The organism is Comamonas sp. C11, from assembly GCF_024496285.1.
GTDB classification, from domain to species: domain Bacteria; phylum Pseudomonadota; class Gammaproteobacteria; order Burkholderiales; family Burkholderiaceae_C; genus Comamonas; species Comamonas testosteroni_F.
The window spans coordinates 1,052,525-1,071,000 of the sequence record NZ_CP101743.1 but is presented as its reverse complement, the minus strand read 5'-3'; the positions used below and the strand labels follow the sequence as shown (position 1 = coordinate 1,071,000).

General features: G+C 62.3%; 19 protein-coding genes and 1 tRNA gene. 16 read left to right on the top strand and 4 right to left on the bottom strand.

What is annotated here, in order from left to right:
• Window positions 1–16 precede the first annotated feature (16 nt).
• The 4 genes from NOX35_RS04905 (at window position 17) to NOX35_RS04890 (ending at window position 3,969) form a co-directional block, all read left to right on the top strand.
• The gene (locus NOX35_RS04905; RefSeq protein WP_256496888.1) at window positions 17–700 is read left to right on the top strand and encodes a winged helix-turn-helix domain-containing protein; all 684 of its coding nucleotides are present in this window, start codon (window positions 17–19) and stop codon (window positions 698–700) included.
• 5 nt (window positions 701–705) lie between these two features.
• Window positions 706–2,160, top strand: coding sequence for a two-component system sensor histidine kinase CreC (gene creC / locus NOX35_RS04900; RefSeq protein ID WP_256495918.1), 1,455 nt, complete (start codon window positions 706–708; stop codon window positions 2,158–2,160).
• A gap of 106 nt (window positions 2,161–2,266) precedes the next feature.
• On the top strand, window positions 2,267–3,691 hold the full coding sequence (gene creD / locus NOX35_RS04895; RefSeq protein WP_182285789.1) for a cell envelope integrity protein CreD: 1,425 nt from the start codon (window positions 2,267–2,269) through the stop codon (window positions 3,689–3,691).
• Window positions 3,688–3,969 carry a hypothetical protein gene (locus NOX35_RS04890; protein ID WP_256495916.1) on the top strand — a complete coding sequence of 94 codons (282 nt, stop codon included), beginning with the start codon at window positions 3,688–3,690 and terminating at the stop codon, window positions 3,967–3,969. Before creD ends, NOX35_RS04890 begins: the two co-directional genes overlap by 4 nt.
• A 63-nt stretch (window positions 3,970–4,032) precedes the next feature.
• Here NOX35_RS04890 and mutY read toward each other — a convergent pair whose 3' ends face one another.
• Complete coding sequence (gene mutY, locus NOX35_RS04885) at window positions 4,033–5,100, bottom strand: A/G-specific adenine glycosylase (RefSeq protein WP_256495915.1); 1,068 nt, start codon at window positions 5,098–5,100, stop codon at window positions 4,033–4,035.
• 4 nt (window positions 5,101–5,104) lie between these two features.
• Window positions 5,105–7,102 (bottom strand): dynamin family protein, encoded by a 1,998-nt coding sequence (locus tag NOX35_RS04880; protein ID WP_256495913.1) that lies wholly within the window; start codon window positions 7,100–7,102, stop codon window positions 5,105–5,107.
• A 74-nt stretch (window positions 7,103–7,176) separates the two neighbouring features.
• Here NOX35_RS04880 and NOX35_RS04875 point away from each other — a divergent pair, with 74 nt between their 5' ends.
• Window positions 7,177–7,335, top strand: coding sequence for a hypothetical protein (locus tag NOX35_RS04875; RefSeq protein ID WP_182285785.1), 159 nt, complete (start codon window positions 7,177–7,179; stop codon window positions 7,333–7,335).
• Window positions 7,336–7,343: 8 nt separating this feature from the next.
• Here NOX35_RS04875 and mutM read toward each other — a convergent pair whose 3' ends face one another.
• Window positions 7,344–8,207, bottom strand: coding sequence for a bifunctional DNA-formamidopyrimidine glycosylase/DNA-(apurinic or apyrimidinic site) lyase (mutM, locus tag NOX35_RS04870; RefSeq protein ID WP_182285784.1), 864 nt, complete (start codon window positions 8,205–8,207; stop codon window positions 7,344–7,346).
• 50 nt (window positions 8,208–8,257) lie between these two features.
• Here mutM and NOX35_RS04865 point away from each other — a divergent pair, with 50 nt between their 5' ends.
• From NOX35_RS04865 to pth, 7 genes are all read left to right on the top strand, one after another.
• Window positions 8,258–10,045, top strand: coding sequence for a tetratricopeptide repeat protein (locus tag NOX35_RS04865; RefSeq protein WP_256495911.1), 1,788 nt, complete (start codon window positions 8,258–8,260; stop codon window positions 10,043–10,045).
• Window positions 10,042–10,563, top strand: a complete 522-nt coding sequence (locus NOX35_RS04860; RefSeq protein WP_182285782.1) for an outer membrane lipoprotein LolB — start codon at window positions 10,042–10,044, stop codon at window positions 10,561–10,563. The genes NOX35_RS04865 and NOX35_RS04860 overlap by 4 nt, the downstream gene beginning before the upstream one ends.
• Window positions 10,564–10,622: 59 nt before the next feature.
• Window positions 10,623–11,486: a 4-(cytidine 5'-diphospho)-2-C-methyl-D-erythritol kinase gene (gene ispE / locus NOX35_RS04855; protein ID WP_256495910.1), complete on the top strand. Its 864-nt coding sequence runs from the start codon at window positions 10,623–10,625 to the stop codon at window positions 11,484–11,486.
• Window positions 11,487–11,516: 30 nt separating this feature from the next.
• Window positions 11,517–11,593 (top strand) — tRNA-Gln (locus tag NOX35_RS04850).
• A 44-nt stretch (window positions 11,594–11,637) separates the two neighbouring features.
• Window positions 11,638–12,597: a ribose-phosphate pyrophosphokinase gene (locus NOX35_RS04845; protein WP_003066035.1), complete on the top strand. Its 960-nt coding sequence runs from the start codon at window positions 11,638–11,640 to the stop codon at window positions 12,595–12,597.
• Between the two features lie 156 nt (window positions 12,598–12,753).
• On the top strand, window positions 12,754–13,377 hold the full coding sequence (locus tag NOX35_RS04840) for a 50S ribosomal protein L25/general stress protein Ctc (RefSeq protein ID WP_003066033.1): 624 nt from the start codon (window positions 12,754–12,756) through the stop codon (window positions 13,375–13,377).
• A gap of 129 nt (window positions 13,378–13,506) precedes the next feature.
• Complete coding sequence (gene pth, locus NOX35_RS04835) at window positions 13,507–14,145, top strand: aminoacyl-tRNA hydrolase (RefSeq protein WP_256495909.1); 639 nt, start codon at window positions 13,507–13,509, stop codon at window positions 14,143–14,145.
• An 80-nt stretch (window positions 14,146–14,225) separates the two neighbouring features.
• Here pth and NOX35_RS04830 read toward each other — a convergent pair whose 3' ends face one another.
• Entirely contained in the window at window positions 14,226–14,486 is a 261-nt protein-coding gene (locus tag NOX35_RS04830) for a YfhL family 4Fe-4S dicluster ferredoxin (protein WP_003066028.1), read from the bottom strand.
• Between the two features lie 175 nt (window positions 14,487–14,661).
• Here NOX35_RS04830 and NOX35_RS04825 point away from each other — a divergent pair, with 175 nt between their 5' ends.
• From NOX35_RS04825 to NOX35_RS04810, 4 genes are read left to right on the top strand one after another with little or no spacing between them, the layout of a single operon-like run.
• Window positions 14,662–15,624 carry an ABC transporter permease gene (locus tag NOX35_RS04825; RefSeq protein WP_256495906.1) on the top strand — a complete coding sequence of 321 codons (963 nt, stop codon included), beginning with the start codon at window positions 14,662–14,664 and terminating at the stop codon, window positions 15,622–15,624.
• A complete protein-coding gene (locus NOX35_RS04820; RefSeq protein WP_182285778.1) occupies window positions 15,621–16,526 on the top strand; it encodes an ABC transporter permease in 906 nt (301 codons plus the stop codon). The genes NOX35_RS04825 and NOX35_RS04820 overlap by 4 nt, the downstream gene beginning before the upstream one ends.
• Before the next feature lie 6 nt (window positions 16,527–16,532).
• The gene (locus tag NOX35_RS04815; protein ID WP_182285777.1) at window positions 16,533–17,561 is read left to right on the top strand and encodes an ABC transporter ATP-binding protein; all 1,029 of its coding nucleotides are present in this window, start codon (window positions 16,533–16,535) and stop codon (window positions 17,559–17,561) included.
• A complete protein-coding gene (locus NOX35_RS04810) occupies window positions 17,558–18,388 on the top strand; it encodes an ATP-binding cassette domain-containing protein (protein ID WP_256495905.1) in 831 nt (276 codons plus the stop codon). The genes NOX35_RS04815 and NOX35_RS04810 overlap by 4 nt, the downstream gene beginning before the upstream one ends.
• The last annotated feature ends 88 nt before the right edge of the window (window positions 18,389–18,476 follow it).

Sequence of the window (18,476 nt, the reverse complement as noted above, 5' to 3'; positions counted from 1 at the left end):
CCCTCAGACGTCAGCCATGCAGGTGCTGCTGCTCGAAGACGACCCGGCCATTGCAAGAACGATTTGCTACGTTCTGGAGCGCGAGGGCATTGCCGTCACCCACAGCCTGCTGATCGCCGATGCGCGTCAGCAATGGAGCAGGACAGCGTTTGATGTGCTGCTCATGGACGTAGGCCTTCCCGACGGCAACGGCCTGGACTGGTGCCGCGAGCTGCGCTCTGCCGGCTCCATTGTTCCGGTTCTGGTGCTCAGTGCCAGAGGTGAGGAGATGGACAAGGTTCTGGGCCTGGAGCTGGGCGCAGACGACTATCTGACCAAGCCCTTCAGCCCGCGCGAGCTGCTGGCGCGCACCCGCGCCCTGCTGCGCCGCTCCAGGCAATTCCAGCCTGCAGCACCCGCCCAGCTTGCGAAAGCACTTCAAATAGATGAGCAAGGGCAGCGTGCACTGATCCACAGCAAGGCGCTGGATCTGACACGGCGCGAATACCAGCTGCTGCAGAGCCTGGTCAACGCGGCAGGCCGCATCCTGAGCCGCGACGCCTTGCTGGAGCAAATCTGGGGGCTGGACAGCGAGAGCACGGACCGCACGGTGGATACCCACATCAAGACCCTGCGCGCCAAACTGCGCGAGCGTTTGCCCGATCAGGAGCTCATCGTCACCCACCGCGGTCTGGGCTATAGCCTGAACCAGCCCGGATAGCCGGTATGCGTCTGGGCCTGCGTCTCTTCTTTGCCTTCTTCGTGATCAACGGTCTGGCCGCCTTTTTCGTGCTGCGCGTCTTCATGGTGGAGATCAAGCCCAGCGTACGCAAGGTGACCGAGGACACGCTGGTGGAGACCGCCTATGCGCTGGCCACGCTGGCCAGTGCCGACATGGAAAAAGGCCGGCTACAGGCCGGTTCGGACAGCACGTTTGCCGCTCAGCTGCAGGGCTACACGCAAAAGCCGATACAGGCCTGGATCTGGGACACACGCAAGACCACGCTGGATCTGCGCATCACCGTCACCGACGCCCGGGGCATGGTGCTGTTCGACTCCCAGGGCAGGGACCAGGGCGCCGACTACTCGCGCTGGCGCGATGTCTATCTGACGCTGCGCGGTGAATACGGCGCGCGCACCACGCGAGCCATCAAGGAGGACGAATCCAGCAGCGTCATGTATGTCTCCGCGCCCATCATGGTGGACGGCAGGATTGCCGGGGTGCTGACCGCCTCCAAGCCCTCCAGCTCGGTACAGAAAATCGTCGACAGCGCAGAGCAGAAGATTCTGCGCGGCGGCCTGCTGTTCGTGCTGCTGTCCGCCGCCGTGGGCTGTGCGGTGACCTGGTGGTTTGTGCTTCACGTGCGCCGGCTGCGCAACTATGCGCAGCATGTACAGGCCCCCACGCTCAACGAGTCCGCCCACCCCGCACAGGCCTCGGCCCCTGCTTCCATACCCGACATGCCCGGCGAGCTGGGCGAGCTGGCCCAGGCCATGGACAATATGCGCAAGCGCCTGGAGGGGCGCGACTATATCGAGGGCTATGTACGCGCCCTGACCCATGAACTCAAAAGCCCGGTAGCCGCCATACGCGGCGCGGGCGAGTTGCTGCAGGAAGAGCTGCCGCCCCAGGACCGGGCCCTGTTTGCCAGACAGGTGGTGGACCAGAGCCTGCGTCTGCAGAATCTGATCGACCAGCTGCTCCAGCTCAGCCGCCTTGAGCAGCGCCAGCAGCTGGACACCCGCCATGGCTGCAGCCTGATGGAATGCGCCCGGCAAGCCATGGCTGCGCTGCAAAGCCATGCCGAGCAACGCGGCATGGCCATGCACCTGAGCGGCATGGACAGCAGCGGCCCCTGGGAGGCCGGCCTGGTCACCCTGGCCATCAGCAATCTGCTGCAGAACGCCCTGGATTTCTCAGCAGAGAACAGCGTGATCGAGCTTGAGCTGGCCCCACACCGCATCTCCGTCAGCGATCAGGGTCCGGGCGTGGCCGAGCCCTTGCTGGCCCGCCTTGGCGAGCGCTTCTTCACGACCCCCAGACCCAACGGAGAGCGCAGCGGCACCGGGCTGGGCCTGTCCATCGTCACCCGCATCATGCATCTTCATGGCGGCAGCATGCAGTTCCGCAATCGCCACCCCGGCCTTGTCGTGACACTGGATTTCGCTCCCCAAAGCTGAGCGACCAAGGCTTTCGGGCAGGACTTCACACCCGCTTCACAGACTTCATTGCGTCCACACAGTAGCTGCCGACACTGCGTCCTGAACCCCTCATTCAGGAGCACGCATGAAAAACCGACTGCTGTTCAAGACAGTCTCACTGCTGATCGTTCTGGCCCTGCTCATGGCCGGCCTGTCCATGATTCAGGACGTGGTGAAAGACCGCATACGCAACCGAGACTACGCCGTGCAAAGCGTGGTCTCCAGCCTGGCCGGTACGCAAACGCTGATTGGTCCTGCCCTGGTGCAGAACTGCACCGAAACCACCAGCACGACCAATGGCAAGAAAATCGAGTACAGCACCCGCGAATTCCAGCGCATGCTGCTGCCCGACACGCTCAACCACGATGCCAACGCCAAGATGGAAGAGCGCTCACGAGGCCTGCACCACATCAACACCTATGTGCTGCACGACCAGATATCGGCCGGTTTTGCCAATGCCGCGCAGTATGCGGAGCTGCCCAAACCCAGCGAGCCCAACGCCGTGGTGCGCTGCAAGAAAGTCTTTGCGGCATTCGTGCTCAGCGACCCCCGCGGCATCCGCAGCGCGACGCTGCAGGCCAACGGCCAGGATCTGGCCGTCGAATCCGGCACGCCACTGGAGCGCTACGGCAAGGGCATCCAGGCAGAGATTGACGCCAGCCTGCTGAAAAAAGGCCAGGCCCTGAACCTCGAGCTCAAGCTGCAGCTGCTGGGTACGGAGCAGCTCGCCTTCAGCCCCATCGCCACGGAAAACAAGGTCACGCTGACTGCCGACTGGCCTCATCCCTCGTTTGGCGGCAGCTTTCTACCCAGCCGACGCGAGGTGACGGACAGCGGATTCACCGCCAGCTGGGAGCTGTCCTCGCTGGCCACCTCTGCCAGCACGGCCTTCACCCGCCAGCAACGTCTTTGCAGCCCCGGCAACTGGGGCAGCTCGGAAACCTATGCCGCCTCTGCAGCCCGTGGCCATGACGACAGCGGTCCCTGCCTCGAAACCATGGACACGGAGTTCGTCAACCCCGTCAATGTCTACTCGCTGAGCGAGCGCGCCACCAAGTACGGCATTCTTTTTGTGATCCTGACCTTTGTCGCGGTCGGCCTGTTCGAAGTCATGAAAAAGCTGCGCGTTCACCCTGTGCAGTACCTGCTGGTCGGCTCGGCCCTGTGCAGCTTCTTCCTGTTGCTCATCAGTCTGTCCGAACATCTGGGCTTTGCCACGGCCTATGCGGTTGCGGCCAGCTCCTGCGTGGCTCTGCTGGCCTTCTATGCCAGCCACATTCTGGGCAGCATCAGACGCGGCCTGCCGTTCGCGGTTGCCATCTCGGCCCTGTACGGCCTGCTGTATGTGCTGCTGCAGCTGGAGCAGACCGCTCTGGTCGTCGGCTCCATCGCCCTGTTCGGCGTGCTGGCCCTGGTCATGATCTGCACCCGTCATGTGGACTGGTACGCCTTTGGACGCAGCGAGAACGAAGCGCCAAGCAAGTCTTCGAAACAAGAGGAGGCCGCATGAACCAGTCACGACACAGCCCGCAGGCTCAGGCCTTGCTGAACACGTCGTCGCGCCACCTGCTCGGCGAGCCTGGCCGGCTCAGCGTGCAGCAGTACCAGCAACTCTGGCTGAGCGCACAAAGCCAAGGCGACCGCAAGGCGCAGCAAGTCCTGCGCCAGCAGGTGGTGGCCGCCGGCCGGCAATTGCAGACACAGCGCGGCAACCCGCAGGCCAAGGCCCTGTGGCTGGCCTTGATGGGGCTGCGCTGCTCCATGCTGATGCCCAGATTGCGTTTCTGAAATCTGCAGCCATCAAAAAAGGTGACGCCGGCCGTCACCTTTTTTCATTCATGCGGCAGGCGTTCAGGCCAGCTCGGCATCGAGCAGTTTGCGGATCGGGGCCGGCAGACCCAGCTCAGCCCAGGCCGCTGCATCCGCCCAGCAGGATTCATCGGCCTCTGAGAGCAGGGCGGCGTGCGCCTGATCGACGGGCACCAGAACTGGATGCAGGTGCAGATCCTTGTGGGTCAGCACATGCAGAAAGCCGGGAAGATCCTGCCAGCCCCGGGTCCCGTCCTGAGGCCATGCGGCCTGCACATGGCTTTGCAGTGCCGCATAGTCTTCAAAGACAGGCGGACTGTAAAGCCCGGCCCAGATACCGGCTTGCGGGCGCTTTTGCAGCCATACGCGACGCTGCGCATCCACCGCCAGCAGCAGCCACCAGGACTCGGCGCTGCGCTTGATCCTGCGCGTGCGCACGGGATAGTTTTCGGGGTTGCCGGCACGGGCCGCCCGGCATTCGGAGTGCAAGGGGCACACCAGGCAAGTGGGCTTGCGCGATGTGCAGACGCTGGCGCCCAGATCCATCATGCCCTGGGTGTAACGCGGCATGGCTTCTTGCAGATTCTCTGTGGGACACAGTTGCTGGGCGTGTTCCCAGAGCTGCTTTTCATTTCTGGACTGCGCCAGATCCGCATCGAACGCCAGCACCCGTGTGAGAACACGTCGCACATTGGCATCCAGAATCGGCACCCGCTCGGAAAAGCAGAACGATGAAATGGCGCCAGCCGTGGAGCGGCCAATGCCAGGCAAGGTCGCCAATTCTTCGGCCGTTTGCGGGAAGGCCCCGCCCCATTGCTCCATCACGGTCTGCGCGCATTTATGCAGATTGCGCGCGCGGCTGTAGTAGCCCAGGCCGCTCCACAGCGCCAGCACGGCATCCTGCGGTGCAGCCGCCAGGCTGGCCACATCCGGAAAAGCGTCCAGGAAGCGCTGGTAGTAGCCCAGCACGGTGCTGACCTGGGTCTGCTGCAGCATGATTTCAGACAGCCAGACGCGGTAAGGGTCACGGGTTTGCTGCCAGGGCAGATGATTGCGGCCATGGCTGGCCTGCCACTGCACTACGGCTGCGGCAATCGAAGGGAGAGTCAAGATTTCAAGCTACCAGGTTGATGTCCAACGGCATGGACGCGGCCTGCTGCCGCTCGGCCCCAATCGGATCCAGCAGTTGCGCCGATGCGCTGATCAGCTGCGTCTGCAGCATTCCCAGGCGGGCTTGCGCATTTTCCATGTCGGCAATGCGCTCCTCCAGCTCAGTGGCCGCACCGCTGATCCGGTCTACGGCCTCCAGGCGGCGCGTGTAACTGCGTTTACGTTCGCGCAATTGTGCATCGACTGGTGCAGTCAGTGATTTGCTCCACATATCCACGTCGTTCGATGCCGCTTCAAACACCGTGCGCAAACGCAGCGCCAGCGCCTTGATCAGGCGTTGCGAAAAGTCGGCACTGCCGAGCCTGATGACACTGCTAAGTCCCAGATACTGGGTGTAACTGCCCTCGATGCTGCGCAAGTCGTCCTTGAGCTCGGACAACACCAGCTGCGGCGGTGCCTGCAGGGAGAAGCCAAACTCCGCATTGAGTTCCTTGAACGAGGAACTCATCATTGTCTGGATCTCATCGGCCTGGTCCTGCACCTTTGCAGCCACGGCATGCAGATGCTCGAAAGTCTGTTCATAGACCTTGCGCAGGCCAAGTTTGAGCCCGCGCTGATCCAGCGCCTCTTTCAGCTCGGCCAATTCGGCCTTCAAAGTGCTCGAGCTCAGAAGCCGGAAAAGCTCCTTGAGCATGCGCATATGGATGTTGCGCATGGCCTGGATGCGGCTGGCACTCTGGTCGAATTCCTTGTGCTCGGCCTCGATGCGGGCACGCATGCTGGCGATCACCGTCGCATTCTTGCCGCGCAGGCCGCAGAGCTCGGCCAGCTGGTCGTCGAGATCGCCGCGGCGCATGTTGATGACGCGTTCCACCTGCGACTGCAGTTGTTGCACATTGGTACGCACAGCGGCCTGCAGCACTTTCTGGCGCTGTCCCATGATGCCATTGGCCAGAAGATCTTCAAAAGCGGGCAGACCGCTGGCCTGGAGCAGGCTGTCGTTACGCCCCACCTTGGCGACCAGCCCCTTCTGGGCGGAGATGGGCAGCACGCGCTCCAGCGCCACCCCCAGCAACTGGGCCGAGTCCTGCTGCTGACGGCGCAACTGGGCCTGCACCTGCGCGCCAGAACTCAGACTGTCCCACAGCGTATCCACCTTGTTGAGCACCACCAGACGCGATGCAGCCAGTGCGTCATCGCTCCCCGCCTTGCCTGCTCCTGCCGGTAGCACATGGTCGCGCCAGATGGCAAGGTCGGACTTGGTCACGCCGGTATCGGCGCCCAGCACAAAGACCACGGCATGTGCCTGGGGTATCAGATTGACGGTCAGCTCCGGCTCTGCCCCCACTGCATTCAGGCCAGGCGTATCGAGAATCACCAACCCCTGTTTGAGCAGCGGATGAGGCATATTGATCAAGGCATGGCGCCACATTGGCACTTCGACCCAACCGTCGGCATCGACCATGGGGTTGTCGGCAGTCTCGTCGTCATGCCAAAAGCCCCAGGCCCTGGCCTGATCGATGGAGACCTTGCGCACCTCGGCCACCTTGGCCAGCGTGTCGGATATCTGCTGCGCATCGGCGATATCCAGCGGCTGCTGCACCCAGGCGTCGGGACGCATGCGCCACTGGCCCAGGCTCTCCGGCGACTCTCTGGTATCGATGGGCAGCAGGCGCAGACAGGGCGGCAGCTCCGGCTCCCATCCCAGCTCCGCTGGACACATGGTGGTGCGGCCTGCACTGGCCGGCATCAGCCGGCGGCCGTAATGGGCAAAGAAGACAGCGTTGATAAGCTCGGATTTGCCGCGCGAGAACTCGGCCACGAAGGCAACCATGACCTTGTCGGTGCGCATCTGCTCTTCCAGTCTCTGCAAGCGCTCCTGCACCGAGGCGTCCAGCAGATCCTGGTCCATCAACCATTCACGCAGCTCCTGCAGTTGGGTGGCAAAGCCTCGTCGCCAGGCGCCATACTGACCGAACTGCTCGTTGAATGAAGCTGACACATCTACCCCTCTTGTTTGTCTGAGTCGCCGTGCCAGCCGGGGCTGACAGCCTGATCAATATATAGCATTGCCCCTTGACAGCATCTGCGGCTCTTCCAGAGGCTGGCCTGATATATCCAGCCGCAAAGTATCTGCGCGCAACGGCGCAGAACAGCGCCAACGTCCTGGCATTGGCGACGCCTTTGAAGCATATCAAGCATCAAAATGAAATTGTGACGTCAAAACATGCCTGAACGCATACTCAAACTGCGGTATTAGCTATCAAATTCTGAGTTTTCGCTGCTTTCTGGCAGCGGGCGCAGTAATAGGTGCTGCGCTGCCCCTGGCGCATGAGCTGGATGGCGGCGCCGCAATGCGAGCAAGGCTGGCCATCGCGGCCATAGACCTGGGCCTCCAACTGAAAGTGCCCTTCCATGCCGTTGGCTGCGGAAAAGTCGCGCAAGGTCGTGCCGCCTTTCTCCACCGCCAAGGCCAGCACGGTGCGAATGGCCTCATACAAAACCTTGACCTTGCGCCTGCCCACATCGCGCGCCGGTGTTGTCGGGTGAATCCGCGATAGAAACAACACCTCGGAAGCATAGATATTGCCGACACCGACCACCACGCTGCCGCTGAGCAGCAACTGCTTGATGGGCGAGCGACTGGCAGCCAGCCCGGCTTGAAAGGCATCCAGCGTGAATCCGTCGCTCAGCGGCTCCATACCCAGATGGTCAAGCAGCTTGCGCGCCAAGGCATCGCCCTCATCCGGAACATAGATCACAGCACCGAAGCGGCGCGGATCATGCAGGCGCAGCAGGCCCCGCGATGTCTGCAGGTCGAAGTGATCATGCGCTCCGCCAGCGCCCAGCGGCTCCTCGTCGCGGCCCGCAAAGCGCAGGCTGCCCGACATGCCCAGGTGCATGAGCAGCAGACCTTCGCTCAGGTCCAGCAGCAGATACTTGCCGCGTCTGCGCACGCCCAGCACGACTCTGCCGGCCAGTGCCTGCGGCAACAGCCCCAGGGGCCAGCGCAGGGGCTTTCCCAAGGTGGCTTTCTCAATCTGCGCACCCGCAATGCGGTCAGCAAAAGAGCGGCGCGTAACCTCGACTTCGGGCAACTCAGGCATGCAATCTCATCTTCGCCAAGTGTTCAACAAGCTTGGATTATTATGAGCCGATGGTTCATCCTCTACGTTTTCAGGGACTCGCCGTGGCCGCCGTTCTGGCCATGGGATCGGCAATCGCATCCGCCCAGACCGCTGACCCGCCATCCCAGCAGGACAAGATCGAGCAAAGCACCGATCTCGAACAGGCCGCAGAGCGTGAGAATGAGCAAGCTGCCCTCTCTGCCGAGCTGTTCTACGAAATCCTGGTGGGAGAGATGGCCGCTCAGGAAGGTGCTCTGACGGACGCTCAGGCCCTGATGATGGAGGCCGCGCGCAGCAGCAACAACGAAAAGCTCTATCGCCGCGCCACCGAACTTGCCGTCCAGTCCCGCTCGGGCGACCGCGCACTGCGCAATGCCCGCGCCTGGCTGGAGGCCTACCCCGAATCACGCGATGCCAACCGCGCAGTGCTGCGCATTCTGGTGGTGATGAACCGCATTGCAGACTCGGCCAGCTATCTGCGTCGAGAGGTCGAGCTGACCCCTCAGGCCAATCGCAGCGCCACTTTTCTGGCCATCACCCAGCTCTACAACAATGCCTCGGACAAGCCTCTGGCCGCCGATGTGGTCGAGCAAGCGCTGGAAATCGATTTCAAGGACCCGAAGAACGGCCCCATGGCCTGGGCCGCCATAGGCCATATGCGCCTGATCGCCGACCAGAAGCCCGCCGCCCTGCAGGCCCTGCAGAACGGCGCCAAGCTGAGTCCTGAGTCGGGTGCCGTCGCCTTGCTGGCCATGGAGCTGCTGGAGTCAGGCTCCGCCGAAGTGGAGCCGCTGGTCAAGCGCTATCTTGAAAAGAATCATTCGCCCCAACTGCGCCTGACCTATGCCCGCGTGCTGCAGGGACAAAAGCGCAATGCCGATGCCAAAAACCAGTTGCAGTTCATCACCCGCGAAGCGCCCGAATTCCCCGAAGCCTGGGTCATGCTCGCCAATTTGCAACTGCAGGATGGCGAGCTGGATGCTGCCGACGTTTCCCTGACACAGTTCAGCTCTCTGCTGCCCAAGCTGCCTGAGGGCGTGGGGCGCGCTGCTGGCGAATCCCAGCTCTATCTGCTCAGGGCCGATCTGGCCGAGAAGCGCCAGCGCTACGACGAAGCCGACATCTATCTGCAGCGCATTCCCGATGCCGCCAACCTGCTCAGCGTGCAGGCCCGACGCGCCGATCTGCTGGCTCGCCAGGGCAAGGTGAAGGAAGCTCGCGCCCTTATCCAGGCCATTCCGGCAAACGGCCCCAACCAGAAGCGCCTCAAGCAGATTGCCGAGGTACAGCTGCTGCGCGACACCGGCCTGCACAAGGAAGCCTATGCGCTGCAAGCCCAGCTGCTGAGCCAGGCACCCGATGATGTGGAGCTGGCCTACGACACCGCCTTGCTCGCGGAAAGAGCCGGAAATTTCAGCGAGATGGAGCGCCTGCTGCGCGACATCATCAAGCGCAAACCCGATTTCAAGCATGCGTACAACGCACTGGGATACTCCTACGCTGATCGCGGTATCAAGCTTGAAGAAGCGCAGACCTTGATCCAGACCGCTCTGGACATGCAGCCCGGCGATCCATTCATCACCGACAGCCTGGCCTGGGTGCATTTCCGCCGCGGCAATCTGGACGAAGCCGAAAAACTGCTGGAGCAGGCCTATGCCACGCGTCAGGATGCGGAAATTGCAGCCCACCTAGGGGAAGTTCTCTGGGCCCAAGGCAAGCAAGAGCGCGCCCAACTCATCTGGCGCCAAGGCATGAAGGCAGACAGCAGCAATGACACTCTGCTGGAAACACTCAAACGCCTCAAAGTGACGCCATGAAGCGCAGCCCGACTGTCTTGAAAATTCTTACAGCCCTAGGGCTGGTCCTGGGATTGGCCATGCTCGGCGGCTGCGCCCAGCCTGCACGGCAGCTGCAGCTCGATGTGACGGCAAGTCACCACTGGTCCGGCCGCATGGCGCTACAGGTCCAGGATGCCCAGCAGCAATCCTTCAGCGCCGGTTTTGAGCTGCAAGGCCAGCCCGAGAGCGGAACACTGCTGGTTTTCAACCCTCTGGGATCCATCATGGCCCGCCTGCAATGGACGCGTGCCGGAGCCACCTTGCAGCAGGGCGATCAGATCACCCAGTCAGACTCCCTGCCTGAACTCATCACCCGCATGACAGGCAGCGAGATTCCCGTCACCGCGCTGTTTGACTGGCTGCAAGGCAAGAACACGACTGTGCCCGGCTGGCAGACCGATCTTTCGCGCATCAACGATGGCCGCCTGCGTGCCGACCGTATAAGCCCACCACCCGAGGCTTCCTTGCGCATCGTTCTCGATCAGGACGCTCGCTGACTGGCCGGCAACCCGGTGCTATCGTTGCACCGTTTTTCTCTTACTGATACATACACGCCATGCACTCGCTCTATGACGTGCCGGCCCCGGCCAAGCTCAACCTTTTTTTGCATATTACCGGCCGCAGGCCTGACGGCTATCACCTGCTGGAATCCGTCTTCATGCTCATCGACTGGCATGATGTGCTGCATTTCGAGCGTACGGCCAGCAGCCAGATCAGCCGCGAAGACCTCAATGGCGTTGCCCTGCCTGCCGATGATCTGATCACACGCGCGGCCCGCACCTTGCAGCAAGCCACAGGCTGCACGCAAGGCGTGCGCATAGGGATTGAAAAGCACCTGCCCGCCCAAGCCGGCATGGGGGGCGGCTCATCCGATGCGGCCAGCACTCTGATGGCATTGAACCGCCTCTGGAATCTGAAGCTCTCGCGCCAGGAACTGCAAAGCATAGGCTTGAAGCTAGGCGCCGATGTCCCTTTTTTCCTCTGCGGTCACTCGGCCTGGGTCAGCGGCATCGGCGAAATCATCACCCCGCTGACAGGCAGCAATGCCTTGCCGGAGCAGCAATTCCTGGTGGTCAAGCCCGAACAGGGCCTGGAAACTGGCAAGATTTTTTCCAGCGAGCTCCTGAAACGTGACACAAAGCCTGCTATAGTAGCGGACTTCGCTGCAAATCACTTCGGCTTTGGCCGAAACGACCTGCAGCCGGTCGCCGAAGCTTTGCAGCCCGAGGTGATGAAAGTCAGAAGCTGGCTCGAATCACTCAAATTGCATGCTACAATGACGGGCTCTGGAAGTGCGGTATTTGTACCGATAGCGCAAAGCATTGATCTGAGCTGTGCATCTAGCACCTGGCAGATCAAGGTTTGCAGAAATCTGGAAAAACACCCACTTAACAGCTGGATTCCAGAGAACAAGTTATAAGGCTGTTTGTCTTCGACAAAAGGCCTGTGTAGGGGAGTCGCCAAGTTGGTTAAGGCACCGGATTTTGATTCCGGCATGCGAAGGTTCGAATCCTTCTTCCCCTGCCAAACATCTTCTTGCGTCATAGCAACCCACAGCACTGGGACGCACAATGCATTCACATCACTCAGATTTCATGGTCTTCACAGGCAATGCCAATGCTGGCATGGCCGAAGAGATTGTTAAGCACCTCGGCACCTCTCTTGGTGCTGCTGACGTTGGCCGTTTCTCCGATGGAGAAGTCGCCGTCGAGATCAAGCAGAACGTTCGCGCCCGCGACGTTTTCGTGGTTCAGTCCACCTGCGCTCCGACCAACGACAACCTGATGGAGTTGCTGGTCATGGTCGATGCCCTCAAGCGTGCATCGGCCGAGCGCATCTGCGCCGTGATCCCCTACTTCGGCTATGCCCGCCAGGATCGCCGCCCCCGCTCCAGCCGCGTGCCAATCACCGCCAAGGTAGTGGCCAACATGCTGCAGGCCGTAGGCGTCGAGCGCGTGCTGACCATGGACCTGCACGCCGACCAGATCCAGGGCTTCTTCGACATTCCCGTGGACAACATCTACGCCACCCCCGTGCTGCTGGGTGATCTGCGTCAGAAGAACTACGAAGACCTGATCGTCGTCTCCCCCGACGTTGGCGGCGTGGTGCGTGCTCGCGCCCTGGCCAAGGAACTGGGCTGCGATCTGGCCATCATCGACAAGCGTCGCCCCAAGGCGAACGTGTCCGAAGTCATGCACGTGATCGGCGATATCGACGGCCGCAACTGCGTGATCATGGATGACATGATCGACACCGCCGGCACGCTGGTGAAGGCTGCCGAAGTGCTCAAGCAGCGCGGCGCCAAGAACGTGTACGCCTACTGCTCGCACCCCATCTTCTCGGGCCCGGCCCTGGAACGCATCGGCAACGGCAGCGCTCTGGACGAAGTGGTTGTCACTAACACCATTCCCCTGAGCCCCGCAGCCCAGCAGTGCGGCAAGATTCGCCAGCTGTCCGTGGCCGGCCTGTTTGCCGAGACAATTCACCGCATTTCCACAGGCGATTCGGTGAGCAGTCTGTTTACCGCTTAAAATATCTGGTTTTTCGGCCTCGAGCCCAAGCAAACCTCCTTCGGGAGGTTTGACCGTTTCGAGGCCACCGCAAGAATCCACGGCCTTGCTGCAAGGTGCAGATTCTTTTATCAATCGGGCGAGACTGGTCGCGGTCCGTCCATCTAGGAGTTAGTTATGCAATTCGTCGCTACTGAGCGAGCCAAGCAAGGTACGGGTGCGAGCCGCCGTCTGCGTCTGTCGGGCAAGACCCCCGGTATCGTCTACGGTGCTGGTGAAGCCCAACTGATCGAAATCGATCACAACGCCCTGTGGCACGCTGTGCACAAGGAAGCTTTCCACTCCAGCATCCTGGACATGGAAATCAACGGTCAAGTGACCAAGGTCGTGCTGCGCGACGTGCAGTTCCACCCCTACAAGAAGCTGGTGCAACACATCGACTTCCAGCGCGTGGACGGCAACACCAAGCTGCACATGAACGTGCCCCTGCACTTCGAAGGCGCTGCTGAATCCCCCGCCGTGAAGGTCGAGAACTGCACTGTGACTCCTCTGATGCACGAGCTGCAAGTGATCTGCGAACCCGCAAACCTGCCCGAGTTCATCAAGGTGGACCTGAGCGCCCTGACTTCCAAGTCCGTGCTGGGCCTGCAGGCTCTGAAGCTGCCCAACGGCGTGAAGGCTGTGGTGCGTGGCGCCAACAAGAACCCTTCGCTGATCTCGATCAAGCTGCCCGAAGTGGCTCCCGCCGAAGGCGCCGCACCTGCTCCCGCAGCTGCTCCCGCCAAGAAGGGCAAGAAGTAATTCTTGCGTCTTCGGTACAGCGCCTGCCGCTGTACTCCAAGAAAAGGCCCACCTCGGTGGGCTTTTTCTTTGGCCCATGCACAACAGCCTCCGCCCGCCCAGCTTTGCTGGCAAGAAGATAATCGAGCAATGATCAAACTGTTTGTCGGCCTCGGCAATCCTGGCCCTGAATATGAAGACACCCGGCACAATGCCGGCTTCTGGTGGATTGATGCGCTGGCGCGCGAACTCAAGGTCAACCTGGTTCCGGAGCGCAGCTACTGGGGACTGATGGCCCGCACCAGCATCCACGGCCAGAGCGTCTGGCTGCTGGAGCCGCAGACCTTCATGAATCTCTCGGGCAAGTCGGTCGGCGCACTGGCGCGCTTCTTCAAGATCCAACCCGAGGAAATCCTGGTCGTGCATGACGAGCTGGACTTCGAGCCTGGCGTGGTCAAGCTCAAGCTCGGCGGCAGCCATGGCGGCCACAACGGCTTGCGCGATATCCATGCCCAGCTCGGTTCACCCAATTACTGGCGTCTGCGCGTCGGCATCGGCCACCCCGGCCACAAGGGCGAGGTCGCCAGCTGGGTGCTCAAAAAACCGGCCCCCGAGCAGCTCAAGCTGATCGAAGACGCCATCGCACATTCGCTCAAGGCCTGGCCCGATATGGTGGCCGGCCAGATGGACAAGGCGACTCTCGCCATCCACACCACCAAGGCACCCCGCCCCAAGCCGCCCCGCAAGCCTGCGCCCGAGGCCGCCCAGCCCGCAGCTGGCGAGGCCTGAGCCCGAGGCAGAATGCAAAATAGCTCCTGAATAAGGAGCTATGTGCGCTTGATATACAAGGAATTCAGACTCAAAGAGCCTTAGCTTTCTTTCTTGGCCTGCGTAAGCAGCTCATATTTCTTGAACAGCACTTCACGGCTTTCGATGTACTCGGGGTTCACCGGTATGCAGGCCACGGGGCAGATCTGCACGCACTGGGGCTCGTCAAAATGGCCCACGCACTCGGTGCATTTGTGCGGATCGATTTCGTAGAACTCCTCACCCATGTAGATGGCATCGTTGGGGCACTCGGGCTCGCACACATCGCAGTTGATGCATTCATCGGTAATCATCAATGCCATGTGCCAGCTCCTGTGCAGTTCTCGGTATCGGCCCACATTATCCCAAGCTCCCCAAGACATGGCAGCACCCGGGACAAAGCCACCCCCTCCCGGACGCGGCACAATTGCCGCTATGCTGCGCAGCACGCAAACACCGCGTCTGAGCCCACTTCACGATGAAACAACGCCTCACGCCATGAGCATCTTCTTGCTCAAACGCCTGCTCACGCTGATCGCCACATTGCTCGGCGCCTCCATCGTGGTTTTTGCCGTGCTGGAAGTCCTGCCCGGCGATGCAGCCCAGATGCTCATGGGCCCCGATGCCGAGCCTGAGGTCGTAGCGGCCATGGTTCAGCAACTAGGCCTGGACCAGCCCGCGCCGATGCGCTACTGGCAGTGGGTAGCCGGCCTTCTGCACGGCGACATGGGCGACAGCTACGTCTATGGCTCGCCCGTGGCCGAGCTGGTCTGGGAACGCCTTGCGGTCACCGTGCCGCTGGCCCTCATGGCCATGTGCATCACCGCCGTGCTGGCCATTGCTGCGGGAGTGGTTGCGGCCGCCAACCACAAACGCTGGGGTGATGTGGGCCTCATGGGCCTGGCCCAGATCGGCATTGCCATCCCCAACTTCTGGTTTGCGATTCTTTTGATCCTGCTGTTCTCGGTGAAGCTGCAATGGTTCTCGGCCGGCGGCTTTCCGGGCTGGAGTGAAGAGGCCGGCGGCGGCTTCTGGCCGGCGCTGCAGGCACTGCTGCTGCCTGCCGTTGCGCTGGCCGTGGTACAGGCAGCCATCCTGGCCCGCATCACCCGCTCCGCGGTGCTGGAAGTGCTGCGCGAGGACTTTGTGCGCACGGCCCGCGCCAAGGGGCTGTCGCGCGGCGCGGCGCTCTGGCGTCATGTGCTGCGCAACGCCATGATTCCCGTCGTCACCGTCATGGGACTGCAGTTCGCCAACCTGCTGGCAGGCACCATCGTGGTGGAGAACGTGTTCTATCTGCCGGGCCTGGGCCGGCTGATCTTTCAATCCATTTCCAACCGAGATGTGATCGTGGTGCGCAACTGCGTGCTGCTGCTGGCCGCCATGGTGGTGGTGGTGAATTTTGTCGTCGACGTGCTTTATGCCGCCATCGACCCCCGCATCAAGGCCGGCGATCTATGAGCAGGCAGACCGATACCCGCGCCAGTGTGAGCGACTACCCGACACGCGCCTTCACGCGCACACAGCCCCAAGGCTTTGGCCGGCGCGCCCTGCAGCACCGCAGCTTTGTGCTCGGCGCCCTGCTCACAACCTTGCTGGTTGCTGCCGCGCTGCTGTCTTTTGTCTGGACCCCCGGCTCGGCCTATGAAGTGGATATGGACGCCGCCCTGCAGGCCAGCAGCAGCCGGCACTGGCTGGGCACCGATGCCTTCGGGCGCGATATTGCCTCGCAGATTCTGGTCGGCGCACGTGCATCGATTGCCGTGGGCCTGATCGCCGTGGGCATAGGTCTGACGCTGGGCGTGGTGCTGGGCCTGGTCGCCGCTGCACGCCGTGGCTGGGTGGAGGAAATCATCATGCGGCTGGCGGACTTCACCTTTGCCTTTCCGGCCCTGCTCTCGGCCATCATGCTCACAGCCGTGTTTGGAGCCGGCATGGTCAATGCCATCATTGCCATCGGCATCTTCAACATCCCCACCTTTGCGCGCATCACCCGCGCCTCGGCCAATGCCATCTGGGCCCGCGACTATGTGCTGGCCGCCAGAGCCTGCGGCAAAAGCCGCACGGCCATCACTTTGCAGCATGTGCTGCCCAATATTGCGGCCGTGCTCGTCGTGCAGGCTACCATTCAGTTTGCGCTGGCCATTCTGGCCGAGGCCGCCCTATCCTATCTGGGGCTGGGCACGCAGCCGCCCCAGCCGTCCTGGGGGCGCATGCTCAGCGAAGCCCAGACCCTGATGTTCCAGGCGCCGCTGCTGGCCGTCTGGCCCGGCCTGGCAATCGCCTTGTCGGTGCTGGGTCTGAACCTGCTGGGCGACGGTCTGCGCGACCTGCTGGACCCCCGACTGACACGCGAGCGTTGAATCACCATGGCTTTGCTTGAAGTCTCCAACCTCACCATCAATCTGCAGACCCATCGCGGCCGGGCCCAGGCCGTGCGCGATGTAAGCTTTACGCTGGAGCGCGGTGCCACACTGGGCCTGATCGGCGAATCGGGCTGCGGCAAATCGCTGACGGCGTTGGCGCTGATGGGCCTGCTGCCCGAACACGCACAGGTGGACGGCAGCATCCAGCTGGACGGCCAGGAACTGCTGGGCCTCAGCGAGCGACAGCTCTGCGCCCTGCGCGGCAACCGCATGGCCATGGTGTTTCAGGAGCCCATGAGCGCCCTCAACCCCGTGCACAGCATCGGCCGCCAGGTGGCAGAGCCACTGCGGCTTCATCTGGCAATGAGCCGCGCCCAGGCCCGTGCCCGCGCCACCGAACTGCTGGAGAGGGTGGGCATTGCGCAGGCTGCGCAGCGGCTCGATGAATATCCACACCAGTTCTCCGGCGGCCAGCGCCAGCGCATCATGATTGCCATGGCCCTGGCCTGCGGTCCCGATCTGCTGGTGGCCGACGAGCCCACCACGGCCCTGGATGTGACGGTTCAACAGCGCATTCTGGATCTGCTGCAGGAACTGGTGGCCGAGCATTCCATGGCGCTGGTTCTCATCAGCCATGATCTGGGCGTGATTGCCCAGAACGCCGAGCAGTTGCTGGTCATGTATGGCGGCACCGTGGTCGAATCCGGCATGACGGAAGCGGTGTTCGCCAGGCGCGCCCACCCTTATACGCGCGGCCTGTTCGCGGCCCGGCCGCAGCTCCAGGCCGGGCCAGCTGCGGGGCATCTGCCCACCATCGCAGGCGCCGTGCCGGAGCTCGTGGACCTGCCCGCAGGCTGCCCGTTTGCGGGCCGCTGCGCCCATACACAGGACGACTGCTATGTAGAGCGTCCCCAGCCTCGCACGCTGCAGCAGCCCAGCATGGCGGCACCGGCCTCTCTCGCTTCCTGGCGCCAGCCCCATGTGGCACGCTGCCTCTATGAACAGGTGCTGACGGCAGGAGCAAGGACATGAACGAGCCAGCCGAAACCTCTGAAGCTGGAAACAGCAGCGCAGTCTTGCTGAGGGTTAGCGGACTGAAACGCGCATATTCACGCCCCCGTACATCGCTGTGGCGCAAGCCCGAGCCGCTGCAGGCCCTGCGGGGCGTGAGCTTCGAGCTGCAGGGTGGACAAAGCCTGGGCGTGGTCGGCGAATCGGGCTCCGGCAAGTCCACGCTGGCACGTCTGGTCATGGCTCTGGACCGCCCCAGCGAAGGCAGGGTGGAACTGCTGGGCCACAATCTGCACCGGCTGTCCGAACAGGAACTGCGCGCCGCGCGGCGCGACTTCCAGATGGTGTTTCAGGACCCCTATGGATCGCTGGACCCGCGCATGACAGTGGAAGCCATCGTCAGCGAGCCTTTGGGAACGACTCATGAGAAGCTCAGTCGCCCTGCCAGGCGCCAGCAGGTGCTGAGCGTGCTTGACCAGGTCGGTCTGCGCGCGCAGGACGCCGACAAATATCCGCACGAGTTCTCAGGCGGCCAACGCCAGCGCATTGCCATTGCCCGCGCTCTGATTACCCGCCCCCGCCTGATCGTGGCCGACGAGCCGGTCAGTGCGCTCGATGTCTCGGTGCAGGCCCAGGTGCTCAATCTCATGCAGGACTTGCAACGCGAGCTGGGCCTGTCCTATCTGTTCATCAGCCATGACCTGGCCGTGGTCCAGCATGTCTGCGATCAGGTCATCGTTCTCCATCGGGGTGAAGTGGTGGAGCGCGGCACGCCGTGCAAGCTGTTCTCCACCCCCGGGCACCCCTATACCCAGGCCTTGGTCAAGGCCGCACCGCGAGTCATCTGAACCGGACCGGCAAACAGTTGTTCACACTCGCAGCAGCGATATGCCGGCGACCACAGCAAAGACTGCTCCGACTGGTGTAAAAACGCAT